Consider the following 18,375-nt stretch of genomic DNA (forward strand, 5'->3'; position numbering starts at 1 on the left):
TCATATATTTACCATTAAGCAATTTGAGGTATTGTTAATGAAATTAATCCATTCAAGGTTTACGAAAAGTTATGTCATTACCGTTATAATTGTGATCTTATTTGTATTGACATCGCTATATTTTGTTACAGTTAATGCCCTGAATACCTCGATTCGTTCACAAATGGAATACCGTGATGAACTTATTGCAAAAACATTAGGGACACAGGTTGAAATCATTATTCAGGACGTAATCGGAAATATGAGACATGTTTCACCAATTGTGGAGATATCAGACGATAACAACAATAAAAGCGCCTATGAGCGAGAAGTGGAAACAATTCTGGGCGAGGATTCGCTTTATTTATTATTCGAGGCTTACCAAGGAAATAAACTTCAATATAGGATTCCTGATGTTCCGTTTACAAGTCCTGTCTATGTTCATTCTATTTTAAAGCGAATGTCATGGAGCAAAACAAGGTATGTTTCTAATATGATAAAGCTTCCAGATGGCCGTAAGACAATTGCAGTTGCCTATCCATCGCTCAATGACCAGGGAGATTTTCAGGGTACAGTAATCGCCTATTTAAATTTAAACATTCTTTCAGATCACTTACAAAAATTCGCAATTGGAAATGAAGGTATTAATACCATTACTGATCGTAACGGTACCATTATTGCTCATACAAATAAACACTATATTGGGAAAAAAATTAAAAATAAGGAAGTCATCAACAACATAGAAAAAGAACGTTATGGCATTTGGAATGGAACTCTTTTTAATAAGAATATGGTGATCTCGTTTAGGCCGCTTCTATTGGGAAATACGAGTCTCTTAGTTGGTGAGCCGGTAAAACAGGCCATGACCCCCGCTAGATCGGTTACTGTATTACTTATAAAAGGATTTATGTTTGTTACTTTTATTGCTCTTGTCTTAGCAGTGTTCAGTGCATCAAGAGTAGTTCGCCCTGTGATATCACTTATTAAACAAGTCCAAGAATATAGGGAAGGGATGAGAGCAAAGTTTATTCCCCTGCATACAAAGGATGAAATAGGGGATCTCTCACTGATTTTATCAGAAATGGCAACGGAGCTTCGAGAAAAGGAACAAAGCATGTTTTATATATTAGAATCCATTCCTTATTGTGTTATCACGACGGATCAGGATGGTCGAATTATGACCTTTAATAAAGGTGCAGAAGAGTTGATGCAATATCATCGTGATGAAGTATTAGGTAAGCATATTTTTAATCTGCCAATCAAACAAGACGTTCAAGAATTCGTTCTTTTGAAAACATTAAAGGAAGGTAAAGCATTTCAAGAAGTAGAAAGCCAGATTGTGGATAAACAAGAGCAGTTACATGATGTTCGGATGTATACTTCACTATTTAAAGGGGAACAGGATCAATACATTGGCTCACTTCTAGTAATTAGAGATGTAAGTGAGATAAAGAAACTTGAAGAATATGTAAAGCAAAGTGAACGTTTGGCCTCGCTTGGTCAGCTGACTGCAGGGATTGCCCATGAGATTAAAAATCCCTTAAGCATCATTCAGGTTGCAGCTGAAACCCTAATACTACAAATTGATGATAGTCATGTAGATAAAGAAATCATTGTTGAATTGACAGATGATATTTTGGTATCTTCCAATCGAATGAATAAATTGTTAACAGATTTCTTGAAACTCACCAAAGGTGATTCCCATAATGAAACAGTACTAATTGATTTAATTCCCATTGTAAATGAGTTACTTAATCTTTTAAGGAACAAGTTTAATGACTTTAACGTAAAAGTGAGTACTGATTATCAAATGAGTCATGCACCCGTTGTAGGTGATAAGTATAAACTTAGTCAGTTGTTATTAAATCTCTTGTTAAACAGCCTTCATGCCATGAAAAACGGTGGTATCATCTCTATTAAAATAACAGACAAGTCTGATTGCTGGCAGCTATCGGTTTCCGATACAGGGGAAGGTATACCAGCTGATAAGTTAAAATGGATTTTTAACCCATTCTATTCAACAAAACCTGAAGGGACGGGTCTTGGTCTATCCATCGTACATGAAATCATTATGCAACATGGTGGAAAAATTTGGGTTGATAGTGAAATCAATAAAGGGACAACCTTTCACTTTCAATTACCAAAGGGAGGATGAACATGAAAAAGAGCCTCTTGTTTGTAGATGATGAAATTAGGCTTTTACGGGCATTGTCATTATCTTTTCGTAAAAAGGGATATCAAATAACGATTGCTGCTAATGGAAATGAGGCAAGAAAGAGAATACAAGAAAATAACGTGGATGTGGTTTTTCTTGACTTAAATCTTCCAGATGTCAATGGTTTAGAGCTTTTGGAGGAATTTAGTTCACTTTATCCCCAAAAGATATTTATTATTATGACTGCCTATGGTGAAGTGGAAAGTGCCGTTTCAGCCATGAAGGCAGGTGCATTCGATTATATTGTAAAGCCCGCAAAATTGGATGAAATCGAACTGATCATAAATAAAGCATACAACTTTATTGGGATGAAATTAGAAAATATTAACTTAAAAGAGCGACTCAAACACCTTGAAGTCGGAAATGGCTTTATTAGTACAAGTGTAGAAATGAAGCAGATCTATGAATTAATCGAGCGTGTTTCTACCACAGATGCTACTATTCTACTTCATGGCGAGAGTGGAACGGGAAAAAGTTTAATTGCCCGGATGGTTCATAACCTAAGTGAACGGAATTTAGGTCCTTTTATTGCTGTAAACTGTGCTGCGATACCTGAACAATTATTGGAAAGTGAACTCTTCGGTTATGAAAAGGGTGCATTTACTGGTGCTACAGCGAGTCGTAGAGGGAAATTTGAAGCAGCACAAAACGGTACTATTTTTTTGGATGAAATCGGAGAAGTGCCATTATCACTTCAAGCCAAGCTACTCCAAGCTGTGCAAGATAAATCATTTATGCGCCTTGGGAGCAACGAGGTAAAACAAGTAGATGTTCGAATTATTTCAGCAACAAACCGGAATTTAAAACAAATGGTCCAAGATGGAAGCTTTCGTGAAGACTTGTATTACCGTTTAAATATCGTCGATATGCACATCCCTCCACTGCGTAACCGCAGCGAGGATATTCCTTTTCTAATTGAGGAGTTTTTAGAAAAGCATCGAGAAAAGATGAAGAGAAATTACCATGTTTCCGCCCAATTGATGAAAATATTGATTGGATATGATTGGCCGGGTAATGTTCGAGAACTTCAAAATGCAGTAGAGAGAGCGGTAGTTTTATGTAATGGAGAAAATTTATCGATCCAGGATTTCCCTCGTGAAATTCAGGGGTTCAGGCAAACTCAACCAGTTTCATCAACCATATCCACATTCGATAAATCGAAAACGCTGCCAGAACAGCTAGAGGATATGGAGAAACAATTAATCTTAAATGCTATAGAGGAAAATCATGGACAAATTGCTTCTGCAGCAAGAGAGCTGGGGGTTTCTAGGCAACGGCTTTTTTATAAAATGAATAAATACCTTGAACACTAAAAATGCCATTCGCTTAGTCGAATGGCATTTTTATGATGTATAGAAAAATATAGATTTCTGGTTGTTGTTATCAATGAACGTGGTAGGCGTGAAAAAATTTTTACAAAATTTTATTAATGGTAACAAAGTAAGGTGAATTGACGCTCTTTAGGGTTGGCATCATTCTTGCAAGAGTTATCAATGTGAACGCAAAACTGGAAGAGGAGATGGAGAGATGGATTATCATTCGTTACTTGAAGGAGCAATTGAACTTCATTGCCACAGCTATCCCAGCATTTTTCCAAGAAAGCAAACCGATTGGGAACTAATAGAGGATGTGAAAAAGGCGAAAATGGCAGGGGTTGTTCTAAAAGCACATGAGGCATCGACAGTTGACCGGGCTACAGTATTACGGCTAAAAGAGCCTAGTCTTCATGTGTATGGTGGACTTGTGTTAAATGAGTTTACTGGTGGACTTTCCCCAAAGGCTGTGGATATGGCGATCAGGTTAGGAGCAAAGATCATCTGGATGCCAACCATTTCATCAAATGAGCACTGCTGTCATTTCGGTAAAAAGAAAACTCGGTTATTTAATAGTGAACGTCCTTTGCCGAATGTGGAAGAGGGTTTAACCATTCTGGATGAGGACAAAAAAATAAAACAGAGTGTACACGAAATCTTAGCATTAATAGGCGAAGCAAACATAACCCTGGCAACAGGCCATTTATCCGTAGAAGAGGTTTCTGCGTTGATTGATGCAGCAAAAGAACATCATATTGAAAAAATCTTGATCCAGCATGCAGATTTAGGCATTGCACCGGTACCTCTCGCATTACAGAAAGTGTTTGCCAAAAAAGGCGCAATAATTGAGAAATGTTATATGGCCTGTAGTGAAGATTTCAAAGATCTTTCTGTTACTCAGATGGCAGAAACCATTAGAGAAATTGGTGTGGAATCCTGCGTGCTTGTAACTGATTATGGTCAAGACCATAACATTCCGCCAATCGAGGCTCTGAGCAATTTTGTCAATGAAATGCTAGAACAAGGAATAACAAACCAAGAGATTCAAAAGATGATTGTTGACAATCCAAAGAAACTTCTTGGTTTATAAAGCGGGGCACAAAATGATACATGAACAGCTAATTAAGCAAATTCAAACGATTATTCCGTAAAAAGGCATAACAAAAAATGCAAGAAGAATTGAGACGACAAATCCAGGTTGCTTATTACAAATGCGACTACTAGCGGATGCGTGCGAGATAAAATAGAATTTTATAAAATGTAAAAAAAATTTAACACAAAAACATTTTATTTACTATTATTCTTCGTGAAATTTATTGAAGAATGCATAATCCAAATGTTCTTAGAATTGGCACAACTCTTGCAAGAGTAATTAATAGCATGAATCGTATGTTTTGAATTTTAGAAAATGAGGGGAGGAAAATATAAAGTGGATTTTATTAACTTTATTTCATCAAATTGGAATGAAATTCTAATAATGGCATGGGAACACATTCAACTAGTTGGGCTTTCCGTGAGCGTTTCCATACTAATTGGCGTACCGTTTGGAATCTATATCAGTCAGCACGAAACACTTTCGAATTTAGTGTTATCTGTTGCAGGTATTTTGATGACGATTCCTAGTATTGCGCTCTTTGGTATTATGATTCCAATCTTTTCTATCATCAACCAGGGAATAGGATTTTTACCTGCGTTTATTGCCCTTGTCTTGTATTCGCAACTTCCAATCATCCGAAATACCTTTATTGCTGTAAAAAATGTCGATCCAAACATGCGTGATGCAGCAATTGGAATGGGAATGACGACATGGCAGCGTCTTATAAAAGTTGAAATTCCGATAACCCTTCCAGTAATCATGGCGGGTATTCGCACTGCGGTTGTGTTAACGATTGGAATTGGGGCTATTGCAGCTTATATAGGTGCAGGTGGGCTTGGAGAATACATCCAAACGGGTATCTCAACGAGCTACACGGCGATGGTACAGGTTGGTGCTGTTTCAGTTTCTGTGTTAGCAATTGTGGCTGATTTTTTACTTGGACTATTACAAAAGCAGGTTGCGCCAAAGACAGCTCATTCAAAATAGGAAAGGGGATGTTGTCCAATGATTACTTTCAAGGGTGTTACAAAGGTTTATGAAAGACAAGGGGAAAAAGTGAAAGCAGTGGATAATGTTAATATGACAGTGGAAAAGGGAGAAATTTGTGTATTAATAGGTCCCTCTGGTTGTGGGAAAACCACTCTTCTGCGTATGGTCAACCGTCTTGTTCAAATTACAGATGGAACAATTGAAATTGGGGGAACAGAGATTAATTCGTTAGATTCAATTAAATTACGGAGATCAATTGGATATGTGATCCAGCAAAACGGATTGTTTCCAAATATGACTATAGAAGAAAATATTAATGTCGTTCCTAAAATGATTGGCTGGGATGCCGAAAAAATGAAGAGCCGATATAAGGAATTAATGGAAATGATGGGTCTTAACCATGAAGAATATCGTAAGCGCTTTCCCTGGGAATTATCGGGTGGACAACAGCAAAGAATTGGTGTCGCACGTGCCATGGCAGCAGATCCTCCAGTCATGTTAATGGATGAACCATTTGGTGCACTTGATCCGGTCATTCGTGAACACTTACAAAATGAATTTTTACGTATTCAGAAAGATATGAAGAAAACAGTTCTTTTCGTGAGCCATGATATTGATGAAGCGATTCGCTTAGGTGACAAGATCGCAATTTTCAATAGAGGGCATTTAATGCAGTTTGGAACACCCGACGATATATTATCCAACCCCAAAAATGATTTTATACGGGACTTTATAGGAAGTGACCGCGAAATTAAACGACTCTCTCTCTTAACTGTCAAAGATTTATTAAAAAAAGTGGCGAAATTAGGACGAGTAAAAGGGAACACTCAGGAATATTCTGGGGATGTCGTAATGCTTGAAACGGACTTACGGACCGCACTATCCGTTTTATTATCTTCGCCAACGGGGGAAGCACTCGTGGTAGACCAAAATAATGATCCATATGGAATATTAAGCTTCTCTGACTTTCAAACATTAACAGGTGTACATCCTTCGAAGTTACAAACAATTGTTCGTTAAGGGGGTGGTTAAATGAAAGGGAAAAATAAAGCAGAATTGATGATTCGCATCGTGCTGTATGTAGTCATAATTGCACTATTGGTATATGCAATAAAAAGCGGGTCCTTTACTTACATTGCGGAGAACAAAAATGCTGTAATGTACTTACTTGGTCAACATTTAACCCTGGTTGCCATTTCCTCGTTAGCGGCAATCTGTTGTGCGCTTCCTCTTGGGATTTTTATTACAAGACCTCAATTTAGAAAGTTTGAATTTATTGTGATGAACTTTGCAAATATCGGGCAAACGGTTCCAAGTATTGCTATTTTAGCACTTGTAATGAGCTACCTGGGAATAGGCTGGCAAACAGCGGTTTTTGGCTTATGGTTTACTTCTTTGCTTCCAATGTTACGAAATACGATGGCGGGTATTGATTCTGTTCATCCAGCGATTATTGATGCGGGTAAAGGAATGGGGATGACACAAAATCATATTCTGTGGAAGCTTGAACTTCCAAATGCATCCTATGCCATTCTAGCGGGAATTCGAACGGCAATCGTAATTAATGTTGGGACAGCTGCTCTTGCCTTTTTAATTGGGGGTGGAGGACTGGGAGATCTTATTTTCTCAGGTATTTCCCTTTATGACACCGGACTTATGCTTGCAGGTGCTTTACCTGTCATTTTATTAGCTATATTAATAGATTTTGTAATTGGTATCTTTGAAAAAGTAATTATACCCAAAGGATTGCAACGTCAAACGGAAACTATTTAATTAATTAGGGGGAAATGAGATGAAAAAACTTTTATCAATTATTTTTACGACGATTCTTGTCACAACACTAGCCGCATGCGGCGCTGATTCTACAAATGGTTCAGGTGGCAGTAAAGGTAAGATTACTGTTGGCGGTAAGGATTTTACAGAACAGCATATTATCTCAAAAATGACTTCACTCTATTTAAAAGAAAAGGGATATGATGTCGAAGAGGCTAGCGGTATGGGAAGTACAGTTGTCCGCAAAGCGCTTGAAAATGGCCAAGTTGACTTATATTGGGAATATACAGGAACAGCTCTTGTGGTGTATTTAAAGCAGGATGTTGTAACAGATCCAGAAAAAGCTTATGAAACAGTAAAAGAAATTGATAGGAAGAAGGGACTTATCTGGTTAAATAAATCGGATGTTAATAACACTTATGCGGTTTTAATGCGTAAAGACCTTGCAAATGAATTAGGTATTACATCTCTTGAAGACCTTGCCAATTATGTAAATAAAGATTCAAGCAAGCTGAAATTTGCTTCTAACGCTGAATTCTTTTCTCGCAATGATGGTCTAATTGGACTTCAGAAAAAGTATGGATTCAAGTTTCCGAAGAAAAATATCGTGAAAATGGACAATGGTCTTGTTTTGAATGCGTTAAAAGAGAAACAAGTTCAAGTATCAATGGGTACTGTCACAGACGGACGTAACAAAGGGTTTAATTTAGTCGTGTTAAAAGATAACAAACAATTCTTCCCACCGTATAACCTTGCACCTGTCATTAACCAAAAAGTATTAGAAAAAAATCCTGAATTAAAAGGGCTTTTAAACAAAATGGGTGAAAAATTAAATGAGGCAACCATGACTGAACTGAATTACAGAGTGGATGTTAAACATGAAGATGTTAATAAAGTTGCTAGAGAGTGGTTAACTAAAAATGGATTTATTAAATAATAAGGATAAAATTCACTGAGTGTGTCTGGGATATTTTCAATAAATGAGGGATGAAAAAAATGTTTAAAATGTTTGAGATTGAGCAAAAGTTCCCCGCTAACCAGTTAGTGGATATTCCAAATAAGATATTCAGGGAGATGAAAGAAAACCTTCCAGTAAACGATTTGCCGAAAGGTTCTGAAATAGCCATAACTGCAGGAAGCAGAGGTATTTCTAATATCGTTGAAATATTACACGAATGTGTGCGTTATTTAAAAGATGCAGGATATAAGCCATTCTTAGTGCCTGCAATGGGGAGTCATGGAGCTGGGACAGCACAAGGACAAATCGAGGTACTCTACCATCTGGGAATTACTGAAGAAAGTGTGGGGGCAGAAATCCGTTCGTCAATGGAGGTTGAGCTTCTAGGGCACACTGAAAAAGGGCAACCTGTCTATATGGATAAAAATGCCTATCATGCCGATGGAATTTTAGTAATCAACCGCATTAAGGCCCATACAGCTTTTAGAGGAAAAGTGGAAAGCGGATTAAGTAAAATGGTGACAATTGGACTTGGAAAGATCAAAGGTGCTTCCTTTGTCCATAGTGATGGTGCATTGCAAATGCCTTTAAATATTGAAGAGGTTTCTTTATTTGCCTTACAAAACAGCCCCATTTTAATGGGGCTGGCGATCATTGAAAATGGTTACGATGAAACTGCAGATATTGTAGGTGTTTCTAAAGATAATTGGCATGAAAAGGAATCGGAGCTTCTCCAGTATTCAAAATCGATGATGCCTAGTCTTCCCATAGATAACATAGATATTTTAATCATTGAGGAAATGGGCAAATGTTATAGCGGAACTGGCATGGATCCAAATATTATCGGCAGATGGAGAATTGATGGTGTACCCGAACCAGAACGTCCTTTCGTAAGTAAAATAGTTGTATTAGATATAGCTGACCAATCATTTGGAAATGCTCAAGGAATAGGACTAGCAGATTTCACAACTCAAAGATTAGTAGATAAAATGGATAGAAAATCTACTTATACGAATGCTCTTACAGCTACTTTTTTAAGAAGAGCAATGCTCCCAATGATATACGCTACGGATAAGGAGTCTGTGGAAACAGCTATCCAAAGCTTAGGACCAAAGATTAAAAAAGAATCTATAAAAATAGTGCAAATACCCAATACTCTTCATTTAAAACGTATTCGAGTTTCTTTATCGGTTTTAAATGAACTTGAGAAAACTAACAGAGAAATTATTGTAAAAGATCCTCATGAACTAACGTTTAATCAGGATGGGAATCTTGCAAAAATAAATTTACGGTTAAATCACATTGCTAATGAAAGGAGCAAGAAGAATGGAGAACATTATGATTCAACAAAAGGCCGCACTGGTTATCGATGATTCTGATAATGTAGCTATCGCTCTCACGGATCTTAAAAAAGGAGACGCTTGTCTAGTACGGTATAAAGATCGTGAGGAATCAGTCAAGGTAATGGAAGATATCACATTTGGTCATAAATTCGCGCTCATTGACATCGGAAAAGATGAAAGCGTTTTAAAATACGGTGAAGAAATCGGAAGAATGAGTTTGTTTGTTAAAAAGGGTGAATATATTCATAACCATAATATGTATTGTGAAAGGGGGATGAAATAAATGACTAATACATTTATGGGGTTTAGAAGGAAAGACGGATATGTAGGTGTTCGTAACCTAATCGCAATTATTCCCTCTGTGTTTTGTTCTGCAAAAGTAGCTGAAAGAATTGCCTATCAGGTACCAGGTAGTGTTTTTTTTAGACACCCTGTTGGATGCAGCCAGGTAGGTGAAGACCTTGAAGTCACAGCTAAAACATTGATTGCGATTGGGAAAAATCCTAATTTTGCAGGTGTTGTCGTTGTGGGCTTGGGCTGTGAAAGATTTTCGCCTTATGAATTAGCAGATGGAATTGCTCCAACTAATAAAATGCTAGAAACTGTTGTTATTCAAACAGAGGGAGATTCATTGGCAGCCATTCATAAAGGTACAAAGGTTGCTAGAGAAATGCAGCAAATGGCTTCAAGGCAGGTTAGAGAGGAGGCCTCAGTAAGTGAGCTTATGATTGGATTAAACTGTGGCGGATCGGATATGACATCAGGATTAATTGCAAATCCTTCACTCGGCATTGCTTCAGATATTCTAGTACATCAAGGAGGTTCTTCGATTTTAAGTGAAATCACTGAATTGATTGGCACAGAAGATATATTAGCCAGAAGAGCCGTAAATGAAAAAGTAGCAAGTGAGATTCGTGAAACCATTTATCGAACGGAAGAAAAACTTAGAAGACAAACACAAAATTCTAGCAATAAAGAGAGAACACATTTAATTTCTACAGGCAATTATGCAGGCGGATTATCGAGTGTAGTCGAAAAGTCTTTGGGTAGTATGAAAAAATCAGGAAATGCTCCATTTAGTGGTGTAATTCAATATGGCCATCAACCAGATAAAAATAAAAAAGGATTGTTTTTGCTAGATTCTCCTGGACATGACGGTGAGGTTTCAACTGGACAAGTTGCAGCAGGTGCACAAATCATCCTGTTTCCTACTGGAAGAGGAACCCCGACAGGTTTTCCAGGGATTCCAGTGATAAAATTGACTGGAAATCCAAAAACCTATATAAAAATGAAAGAGAATATTGATATAAATGCAGGACAAGTGTTAAGTGGAGAAAAATCATTTGAACAAATGGGAAATGAAATCTACCGAGAAATTTTGGAGGTTGCTTCTGGAAAACAAGTCAAAGCAGAAATTCTTGGTCATGATGAGCAATTCTGTGTTACTCGTTTACCATAGTTCATGACTACCTTATCCTTTGTAAAGCAAGAATGATTCCAGGGGGAAATCGTTATGGAAGAAAGATTAAATCCTGAATTAAGGTCTATGTTCTCTGCAATGCCGGAAATGCATTATAATGATTTAGAGACGGTCAGGGGAAGTATTTCAGAAATGCTAAGAGAGTCTCCAGTAAATGAATCTGTCTCAATCTCTGATAGATACATTCCAGGTCCAGAAAATACCCTGGATTTACGGGTAAGAATTTACCAACCAAAAGAAAAAACAGAAGGAATTCCGGGTCTGCTATGGGTTCACGGCGGTGGTTACATTATTGGTGTACCTGAAAAGAATGATTACATCTGTCAACGTTTTGTTTTAGATATAAATTGTGTAGTTGTTTCTGTCGATTATCGACTGTCTCCTGAGCATCCTTTTCCAGCTCCTGCAGAGGATTGCTATGCTGGATTAAAATGGTTTTCTGAACATTCAGCTGAACTAGGAGTAGACCCTACCCGCATTGGAGTGGCCGGACAAAGTGCAGGAGGCGGACTGACTGCTTCTGTTTCTCTAATGGCAAGAGACCGTAATGGACCACCTATTGCATTTCAAATGCCACTTTACCCAATGATTGACAACCGAAATATAACTCCTTCAAGCCATGAAATTACAGACCCTAGAGTGTGGAATAGAGAATCGAATATTTTAGGTTGGAGAGCCTACTTGGGAGAAAACCATACTGGCGAAGTCTCACCATATGCAGCACCAGCGCTTGCAGCTGATTTTTCAGGGTTACCGCCTACTTATACATGTGTTGGTGACTTAGACCCATTCCGTGACGAGACCATTGAGTATGTTGCCAAGTTAAGTCAGGCAGGTGTTCCGACAGAGTTTCATTTATATCCTGGCTGTTTCCACGGTTTTGAAGATCTTGTTCCTCAAGCTGAAATTAGTCAACGGGCAGAAGCACAATACGTGGAGGCATTTAAACGCGCGGTACAAAAAGTGACTATGATCCAAAAATAATCATTTGTATTAAAAACCTTATGCATATAAGACAAAAGGGCAAACAGGTAGGAGGGGGTGACAGCCCCCTACGACGGCGGTTCCACTATTATTTGACGCAGAAGTTTTAACGATAATACAGATTTTACAACCCTTGGTAACTTCAATAGTAGTCTATCGTACTACACTGCAGGTCATCTAGCATAACCGCAACAAAGTCTATGTGCTCAGTATCCGTTTCAAGATGACCCTAGCCGCGGAAAGTCACGCCGATGTTTTTGTCCAAAATAGGAGACGACGTGACCCTTGCTCCGGCAGCCGAAATAGGTACGCTTAGCGGTCGAGCAGGAACGTTGCCCTCCGGCCGTTAGAAGTGGAGATTCCGGCGGAGTTCACTTCGCAAACAGGGATTAAAGGTGTCGTGAAATGTGACCGGTTCCCGCTCATCGACCAGTGGCAGCTTCAAGGCGCTGTCATCGGCAGACTTCCACTTTCATATTAAATGGACTGGATCTCTCAGCTTGTGGTGTTAATAGCTCTCGTCTTTATCAAACCATCTTTTATCGATGTGTGTTCAAAGAGTGGAGGCAGCGAATTTGATTCCTGCCATATTAGAGTTGTCAATTTAGATCGAGCCAAACTTACCAACGTTACCTTTCAAGATTGTGATCTAGTTCGAACGAACATGAGCCTTAATGTAATTTTTGGACACCAATCTATCTCCAAATACATACAAAACAGAGAACTACCTGCCATCTATTTATGTGAGGCCAAAGTAAAAAGTGTTGAATTTGAAAACACACAGTTTTCTCAAAAATTATTAGCTCAACTTACGAAAGAACCTATTTGGACAATTAAGGTGAAAGAGAAGTTGTTTTCAGGCCTGTACATTACAAAAGATAGAAATTAATGGGGAATCGTATCTAAAATAGGAACCCCTCGGATGGTTTGCAAGCTATGATCAGGCGAAACATGGCGTTCTCGGTTTTCTTCATTATGAAAAGTCGTTGAGCCAATAAAAATCAGTAGATCTCTAACCAAAAACCCGTAATTGGTTTTAACGTTTCACTATATAATCAATCGGCATTCCCAAAGGGAAGGAGACACTCTTCTGATGTCGGTTGTTTTTTATAGGATTTTTGATAAAAAGAAAAATCTTTGGAGTCATTAAATAGTAAAAAAATCTGATTTTTAGCATCTCGTTATCTTTCTAATAAACGAATAATGGAATCCCGTATATGACTAGAAATCGCCTCCTCTGCCCGTAAAACATCCCGCGTGCGTATAGCTTGGATAATATTCATATGTTCAGATGGAGCCTCTTTTTGATCCACCTCCCCTTTTACGTGATAAAAACGCCCAATATGCAGATGACAATGCATTTTTTCGTATGCCTCGTATATGAATGGGTTTTCTCCAGCTCTCATTAAAGCAAGATGAAATTGCTGATCTAAATGGGTGAAATCTAGGATTTTTTTATTCGTACACCCTGAATTTATGGTAAACATTCGCTCCGTTAGGCGTAGCAATTCATCAATAATTGTTAACCGATTGGAACGAATAATGCTTCGGACCGCATGTGTCTCCATTAAGATGCGAGCTTCTAACATTTGGGCCATATGATAATCGTCTAAAATAGCACTAACACGATAGCCTTTGTTTGGCTCTAGAACCACTAATTTTTCTGAGTGGAGACGTGATAAAGCTTCTCTGAGCGGTATTGCACTGATATTAATTTCTCGAGTTAAATGGCGAATATTGATTTTTTCCCCAGGAGATAAACTCCAGTCAAAAATTCTTCCTTTCAATAAGTTGTAGACGTATTCTGTTGTCTCTCCTCTTTCTTTTTCCTTAATCATTTCCAGGCCCCTTTTATCTAGAATCCATTGTTATTTCTAAATCCAAAGCTTTTTTTCTTTTTATTTGAAGTCTATTAATAAGATTAATAGAATTTCAAATTAAATCAAATACGGTGTTCTTATGACTTGCAAATACAAATTACTAGTTATTAAAATTATATATTATTTTCAGAGTCATAGTCACCAGATGATAAAATTTAAATATTTTTCAGTTAGTTATAGAACGATAAAAACCAAGATAATTGCTATTTTATAAGTTTTTTTCTTGATTTTTAGATTTTTAACTATTTATAATATTTACACTTTAATTTGAACTATGTTATAGTGTTTAAAAAATAATATACAATATTAAGTGAGCTTTGGATTCAACGTCAATAATTAAAGGAAAATGATTGATGAAAGAGTATTTGTAAGCGTTTCATTTTTGTGCATTTGAAAACTTTTAAGAGGGGTGGGAGGAATAATGACCACGAGTACAGCTGTCAACACAATTCAGGATTTTTATGGGCATTTTATAAATGGTCAATGGATCACAGACCAAAATTCGTTGCCTGTCCTGGATAAATACACCAATGAAGAGTTCTCTCGAATTGGAAATGCCTCAAGGAGAATCGTTATGGATGCTGTTTCCAACGCGTTAGAAACGTTCCGGACCAAAAAATTGCATCCGTATGAACGCTATGAGATTTTATTGCGTGCTGCACAAATTGCGAAAGAGAGAAAGGAAGAATTGGCTAATCTTCTTGTAAAAGAAGTCGGCAAAGTACTAAAGGATGCGCAAGGAGAAATTAACAGAGGCATTCAAACGCTGATCGCCTCCGCTGAAGAAGCCAAACGGATTGCCGGTAATGGGGTGCCATTGGGACAACCAGGAAATGATACAAAAATGGCGTTTACAATACGGGTTCCTGTAGGCGTTATTGGTGCTATTACTCCCTTTAACTTTCCATTCAATTTAACATTACATAAAATTGCACCTGCCATAGCCGCAGGGAACGCTGTCGTTTTAAAGCCTGCTGAAGTCACTCCGATTATCGTTTGCAAAATTGCTGAGATTTTTCAAGAAGCTGGGTTGCCAGCAGGGTTTCTTAACGTGGTAAACGGTACAGGAAAAGAAGCTGGTGATTATCTATTAGCAGATGAACGTATAGCAATGTACACTTTTACGGGCAGTCCGAGGGTAGGACGTCACATCAAAAGTAAAACAGGGATCCGAAAAGTTACATTAGAGCTTGGTAACAACTCACCCAATATCATTCACAAAGATGTACCCGATATCGACAAAGCCGTAGATTTATGTGTCACTCGAGGGTTTTCAAATGCAGGACAAGCCTGTATCTCCGTACAGCGAATTTATGTTCATCGAGAAATCTATGAGTCATTTGTAACAAGGACTGTAACCGCTTGCAGATCGTTAAAAGTGGGGGATCCAGCCGATCCTGAAACAGATATTGGACCAATGATTTCAGAAAAAGAAGCAAGTCGAGCAAAAGCGTGGATCGAAGAAGCTGTTCAACAAGGGGCACAGATCGTATACGGTGGGACAAGACAAAAGTCAGTGCTTGAGCCAACCATATTAATTAATGTAAAAGACAACATGAAAGTCGTATGTGAAGAAGTTTTCGCTCCCGTCATTAGCATCATTCCATTTGATGATATTGATCAGGCTTTCGAACAAGCCAATCATTCTTCCTTTGGGTTGCAGGTTGGTCTTTTTACATCCAATCTTCAATTGGCGATGAGGGCGACACAAATTCTTCATTTTGGCGGTGTGATCATTAATGATGTGTCCACCTACCGTGCCGACGTCATGCCTTATGGTGGGGTAAAAGACAGTGGCGTGGGCAAGGAGGGTCCACACTATGCGATCCAGGAAATGACCGATGAAAAACTGATTGTCATTAATTTATAACCGGAGGATAGAGAGAATGAGAACGTCATGGGATTTTTTTTCTACCAAGAGAATTGTGTTTGGGAATGGGGCTATTCAACAGTTAGGTAAGATTCTTGCAAGTTTAGGAGCAAAGAATGTGTTACTGATTTCTGATCCTGGGATCAAACAAGCTGGGATCGTTGATAAAGTCTTAGCTATATTAGAGCAATCCAACTATCATACAGTGGTTTATGATCAAGTGGTACCGGAGCCCCCAGTAGACTCCGCAATGGAATGCTATGAATTTGCCAAATCCCATCATACGGATGCAGTCATCGGGCTTGGCGGAGGCAGCAGTATTGATATGGCAAAAATTGTGGCAATGTTGATTGCACACGGAGGACACCCTCTTGATTATTATGGCGGTGAAAATCAGATGCCGGGACCCATCGCGCCTTTGGTCGCCATACCAACCACTGCTGGAACAGGTTCCGAAGTGACTTCCGTAGCAGTATTAACCGATGTTAAAAATAATTTAAAAGTTGGTATCTCGGATAATTATCTCCGGCCAAGTGTAGCATTGCTCGATCCTGAGCTAACCATCGGACTTCCTCCTTATGTGACAGCATGCTCAGGCATCGATGCATTGTCTCATGCGATTGAGGCGTATACCGCAAAACCTTATTCTAATATCGAAGCAGAAGGAAACCTTTTGTTCCAAGGGTCCATTCCTATTAGTGATACTCTTGCTTTGCAGGCCATTGAACTGATTGTTCATAATCTTCCAATAGTGGTCCAACAAGGGACAAATCTTGAAGCCCGTTCCCATATGCTGCTCGGCAGCCTGCTTGCTGGAATGGCTTTCTCCAATGCTGGAACAGCAGCTGCCCATGCCTTGGCTTATCCCATCGGTGGACTGACAAAATCGCCCCACGGGGAGGTAACAGGACTATTACTTCCTTATGTGATGGCTTTCAATACATCGGTAGAAAAAGAAAAAATGCTGAAAATATTAGAAGTGTTCAATGTAGACGCAAGAAACATGACTACGAAAGAAATAGCATTGGCCGTTTCCGCCGCGGTTTTGGATCTGCTTGAGGAGATTGGACTCCCAACACGCCTTTCTAAGATTGGAATCAAGGAAACGGATCTTACTGAAATTGCTGAGAAGACCTTAGATATCGACCGTTTGATCAGGAACAACCCAAGAGTTCCTACCCAAACAAATTTGAAAGAGTTGCTTCACAGGGCATTATAAAGGGTTAGTGTTTCTGTGTGGGAATCAACAAGAAACCGCTAATAAGAACGTGAAGAGAGGAGTCACAACCATGTCTTTTAATTATTATATGCCAACAAGAGTGAAGTGCGGGAATGGAATAAGCAAAGAAACCGGAGAGTTGATCAAGGAATTAGGCATCTCAAAGGTTTTGATCGTAACAGACCGAGGCGTCAGGTCGGCTAACCTATTAGACGGGATTGAGAATTCACTTCTTACTAGTCATGTAGATTATGAAATTTTTGATGAAGTAGAACGGAATCCCTCTGCGGACACGATTCGAAAAGGTACAAAGTATTTTAAGCAATACAATTGTCATGCGGTAATGGCTGTAGGCGGAGGCAGCGCAATCGATACCGCAAAAGCCATTGCGGTGATGGCCGTTAATCCTGGAGATATTATAGATTATGAAGGTGTAGAAAAAATCGAGGTTCATCCGCTGCCAATTGTAGCGATTCCGACGACTGCAGGAACCGGTAGTGAAACCACGAATTCAACCGTGATAACCAATAAAGAGACTTCTTTTAAATTTGGTGTGTTAAGTTCCTATTTATTTTCCGACCTGGCCATTCTCGATCCGGCCCTTACGCTCCAACTTCCACAGGAAATTACCGCTGCAACGGGAATGGATGCTTTGACCCATGCGATCGAGTCATACACCTCTAAGGCAGCGAATCCTGTTAGTCAAGGGTATGCCATCCAAGCCATTAAACTGATTGTTGAGCACTTGCCAAAGGCTTACTTTAGGGGAACAGATCTTGTGAGCAGGGAAAAGATGCTTGTTGCCGCCATGCTTGCGGGGGTCGCCTTTTCCCAATCTCGTTTAGGCAATGTGCATGCGATTTCTCATACACTAGGAGGTGTCTTTAACATCCCGCATGGAATCGCAAATGCTGCCCTGCTACCCTTTGTGATGAATTTTAACCTACCTGCGTGTGCAGAACAATATAAAGATATAGCCATTGCTTTGGGCGTAGACGTTAGTAACTTGACCAAAATGGAAGCCGCTCAAAAGGCGATAGAGGTTGTGATTAATATGAATAAATCGATGAATATTCCACTGAATATCAAGGATTTGGGTGTGTCGTTGCAGGCATTGCCAAAGCTGGTGGAGGACTCAATGAGGAGCGGTAACGTTCTCATTAATCCACGGCTGACGAAAGCTGCTGATATTGGATCCATTATTGAAAACGCTTTTTATGGGAATTTGGAAATAAACGGCATTAGGCGTGAGGTATCGGTATATTAACAAAGTTT

17 protein-coding genes are annotated in these 18,375 nt (G+C 38.8%); 16 read left to right on the forward strand and 1 reads right to left on the reverse strand.

The window, feature by feature from the left end; all coding sequences use genetic code 11:
* Positions 1-37: 37 nt before the first annotated feature.
* The 13 genes from ABHN01_RS09130 to ABHN01_RS09190 all read left to right on the forward strand — a co-directional run bounded on the left by ABHN01_RS09130 (position 38) and on the right by ABHN01_RS09190 (position 13,020).
* Complete coding sequence (locus ABHN01_RS09130; RefSeq protein ID WP_429875273.1) at positions 38-2,134, forward strand: ATP-binding protein; 2,097 nt, start codon at positions 38-40, stop codon at positions 2,132-2,134.
* Between the two features lie 2 nt (positions 2,135-2,136).
* Positions 2,137-3,507 (forward strand): sigma-54-dependent transcriptional regulator, encoded by a 1,371-nt coding sequence (locus ABHN01_RS09135; RefSeq protein ID WP_429875274.1) that lies wholly within the window; start codon positions 2,137-2,139, stop codon positions 3,505-3,507.
* 214 nt (positions 3,508-3,721) lie between these two features.
* Positions 3,722-4,597, forward strand: a complete 876-nt coding sequence (locus ABHN01_RS09140) for a DUF6282 family protein (RefSeq protein ID WP_429875275.1) — start codon at positions 3,722-3,724, stop codon at positions 4,595-4,597.
* 339 nt (positions 4,598-4,936) lie between these two features.
* On the forward strand, positions 4,937-5,590 hold the full coding sequence (locus ABHN01_RS09145) for an ABC transporter permease (protein WP_429875276.1): 654 nt from the start codon (positions 4,937-4,939) through the stop codon (positions 5,588-5,590).
* Positions 5,591-5,608: 18 nt separating this feature from the next.
* Positions 5,609-6,613: an ABC transporter ATP-binding protein gene (locus tag ABHN01_RS09150; RefSeq protein WP_429875277.1), complete on the forward strand. Its 1,005-nt coding sequence runs from the start codon at positions 5,609-5,611 to the stop codon at positions 6,611-6,613.
* A gap of 12 nt (positions 6,614-6,625) precedes the next feature.
* On the forward strand, positions 6,626-7,366 hold the full coding sequence (locus ABHN01_RS09155) for an ABC transporter permease (protein WP_429875278.1): 741 nt from the start codon (positions 6,626-6,628) through the stop codon (positions 7,364-7,366).
* A gap of 19 nt (positions 7,367-7,385) precedes the next feature.
* Positions 7,386-8,303, forward strand: coding sequence for a glycine betaine ABC transporter substrate-binding protein (locus tag ABHN01_RS09160; protein WP_429875279.1), 918 nt, complete (start codon positions 7,386-7,388; stop codon positions 8,301-8,303).
* Between the two features lie 50 nt (positions 8,304-8,353).
* Complete coding sequence (locus ABHN01_RS09165; protein ID WP_429875280.1) at positions 8,354-9,697, forward strand: DUF2088 domain-containing protein; 1,344 nt, start codon at positions 8,354-8,356, stop codon at positions 9,695-9,697.
* The gene (locus tag ABHN01_RS09170; protein WP_429875281.1) at positions 9,651-9,950 is read left to right on the forward strand and encodes a UxaA family hydrolase; all 300 of its coding nucleotides are present in this window, start codon (positions 9,651-9,653) and stop codon (positions 9,948-9,950) included. The genes ABHN01_RS09165 and ABHN01_RS09170 overlap by 47 nt, the downstream gene beginning before the upstream one ends.
* Positions 9,951-11,126 carry a UxaA family hydrolase gene (locus ABHN01_RS09175; RefSeq protein ID WP_429875282.1) on the forward strand — a complete coding sequence of 392 codons (1,176 nt, stop codon included), beginning with the start codon at positions 9,951-9,953 and terminating at the stop codon, positions 11,124-11,126.
* A gap of 48 nt (positions 11,127-11,174) precedes the next feature.
* Positions 11,175-12,131 carry an alpha/beta hydrolase gene (locus ABHN01_RS09180; protein ID WP_429875321.1) on the forward strand — a complete coding sequence of 319 codons (957 nt, stop codon included), beginning with the start codon at positions 11,175-11,177 and terminating at the stop codon, positions 12,129-12,131.
* A gap of 352 nt (positions 12,132-12,483) precedes the next feature.
* Complete coding sequence (locus ABHN01_RS09185) at positions 12,484-12,612, forward strand: hypothetical protein (protein WP_429875283.1); 129 nt, start codon at positions 12,484-12,486, stop codon at positions 12,610-12,612.
* Positions 12,613-13,020 carry a pentapeptide repeat-containing protein gene (locus ABHN01_RS09190; protein ID WP_429875284.1) on the forward strand — a complete coding sequence of 136 codons (408 nt, stop codon included), beginning with the start codon at positions 12,613-12,615 and terminating at the stop codon, positions 13,018-13,020.
* Between the two features lie 292 nt (positions 13,021-13,312).
* On the opposite strand, the gene ABHN01_RS09195 is transcribed toward ABHN01_RS09190, so the two are convergent.
* Positions 13,313-13,969 (reverse strand): GntR family transcriptional regulator, encoded by a 657-nt coding sequence (locus ABHN01_RS09195; protein ID WP_429875285.1) that lies wholly within the window; start codon positions 13,967-13,969, stop codon positions 13,313-13,315.
* 463 nt (positions 13,970-14,432) lie between these two features.
* Here ABHN01_RS09195 and ABHN01_RS09200 point away from each other — a divergent pair, with 463 nt between their 5' ends.
* From ABHN01_RS09200 to ABHN01_RS09210, 3 genes are all read left to right on the forward strand, one after another.
* A complete protein-coding gene (locus tag ABHN01_RS09200; RefSeq protein WP_429875286.1) occupies positions 14,433-15,881 on the forward strand; it encodes an aldehyde dehydrogenase family protein in 1,449 nt (482 codons plus the stop codon).
* A 16-nt stretch (positions 15,882-15,897) separates the two neighbouring features.
* Positions 15,898-17,100, forward strand: coding sequence for a hydroxyacid-oxoacid transhydrogenase (locus ABHN01_RS09205; protein WP_429875287.1), 1,203 nt, complete (start codon positions 15,898-15,900; stop codon positions 17,098-17,100).
* Positions 17,101-17,170: 70 nt separating this feature from the next.
* The gene (locus ABHN01_RS09210) at positions 17,171-18,367 is read left to right on the forward strand and encodes an iron-containing alcohol dehydrogenase (RefSeq protein ID WP_429875288.1); all 1,197 of its coding nucleotides are present in this window, start codon (positions 17,171-17,173) and stop codon (positions 18,365-18,367) included.
* Positions 18,368-18,375: the final 8 nt, after the last annotated feature.

It is taken from the genome of Fictibacillus sp. NRS-1165 (assembly GCF_050468105.1).
In the GTDB taxonomy this organism is placed as follows: Bacteria; Bacillota; Bacilli; order Bacillales; family Fictibacillaceae; genus Fictibacillus_C; species Fictibacillus_C terrinigri.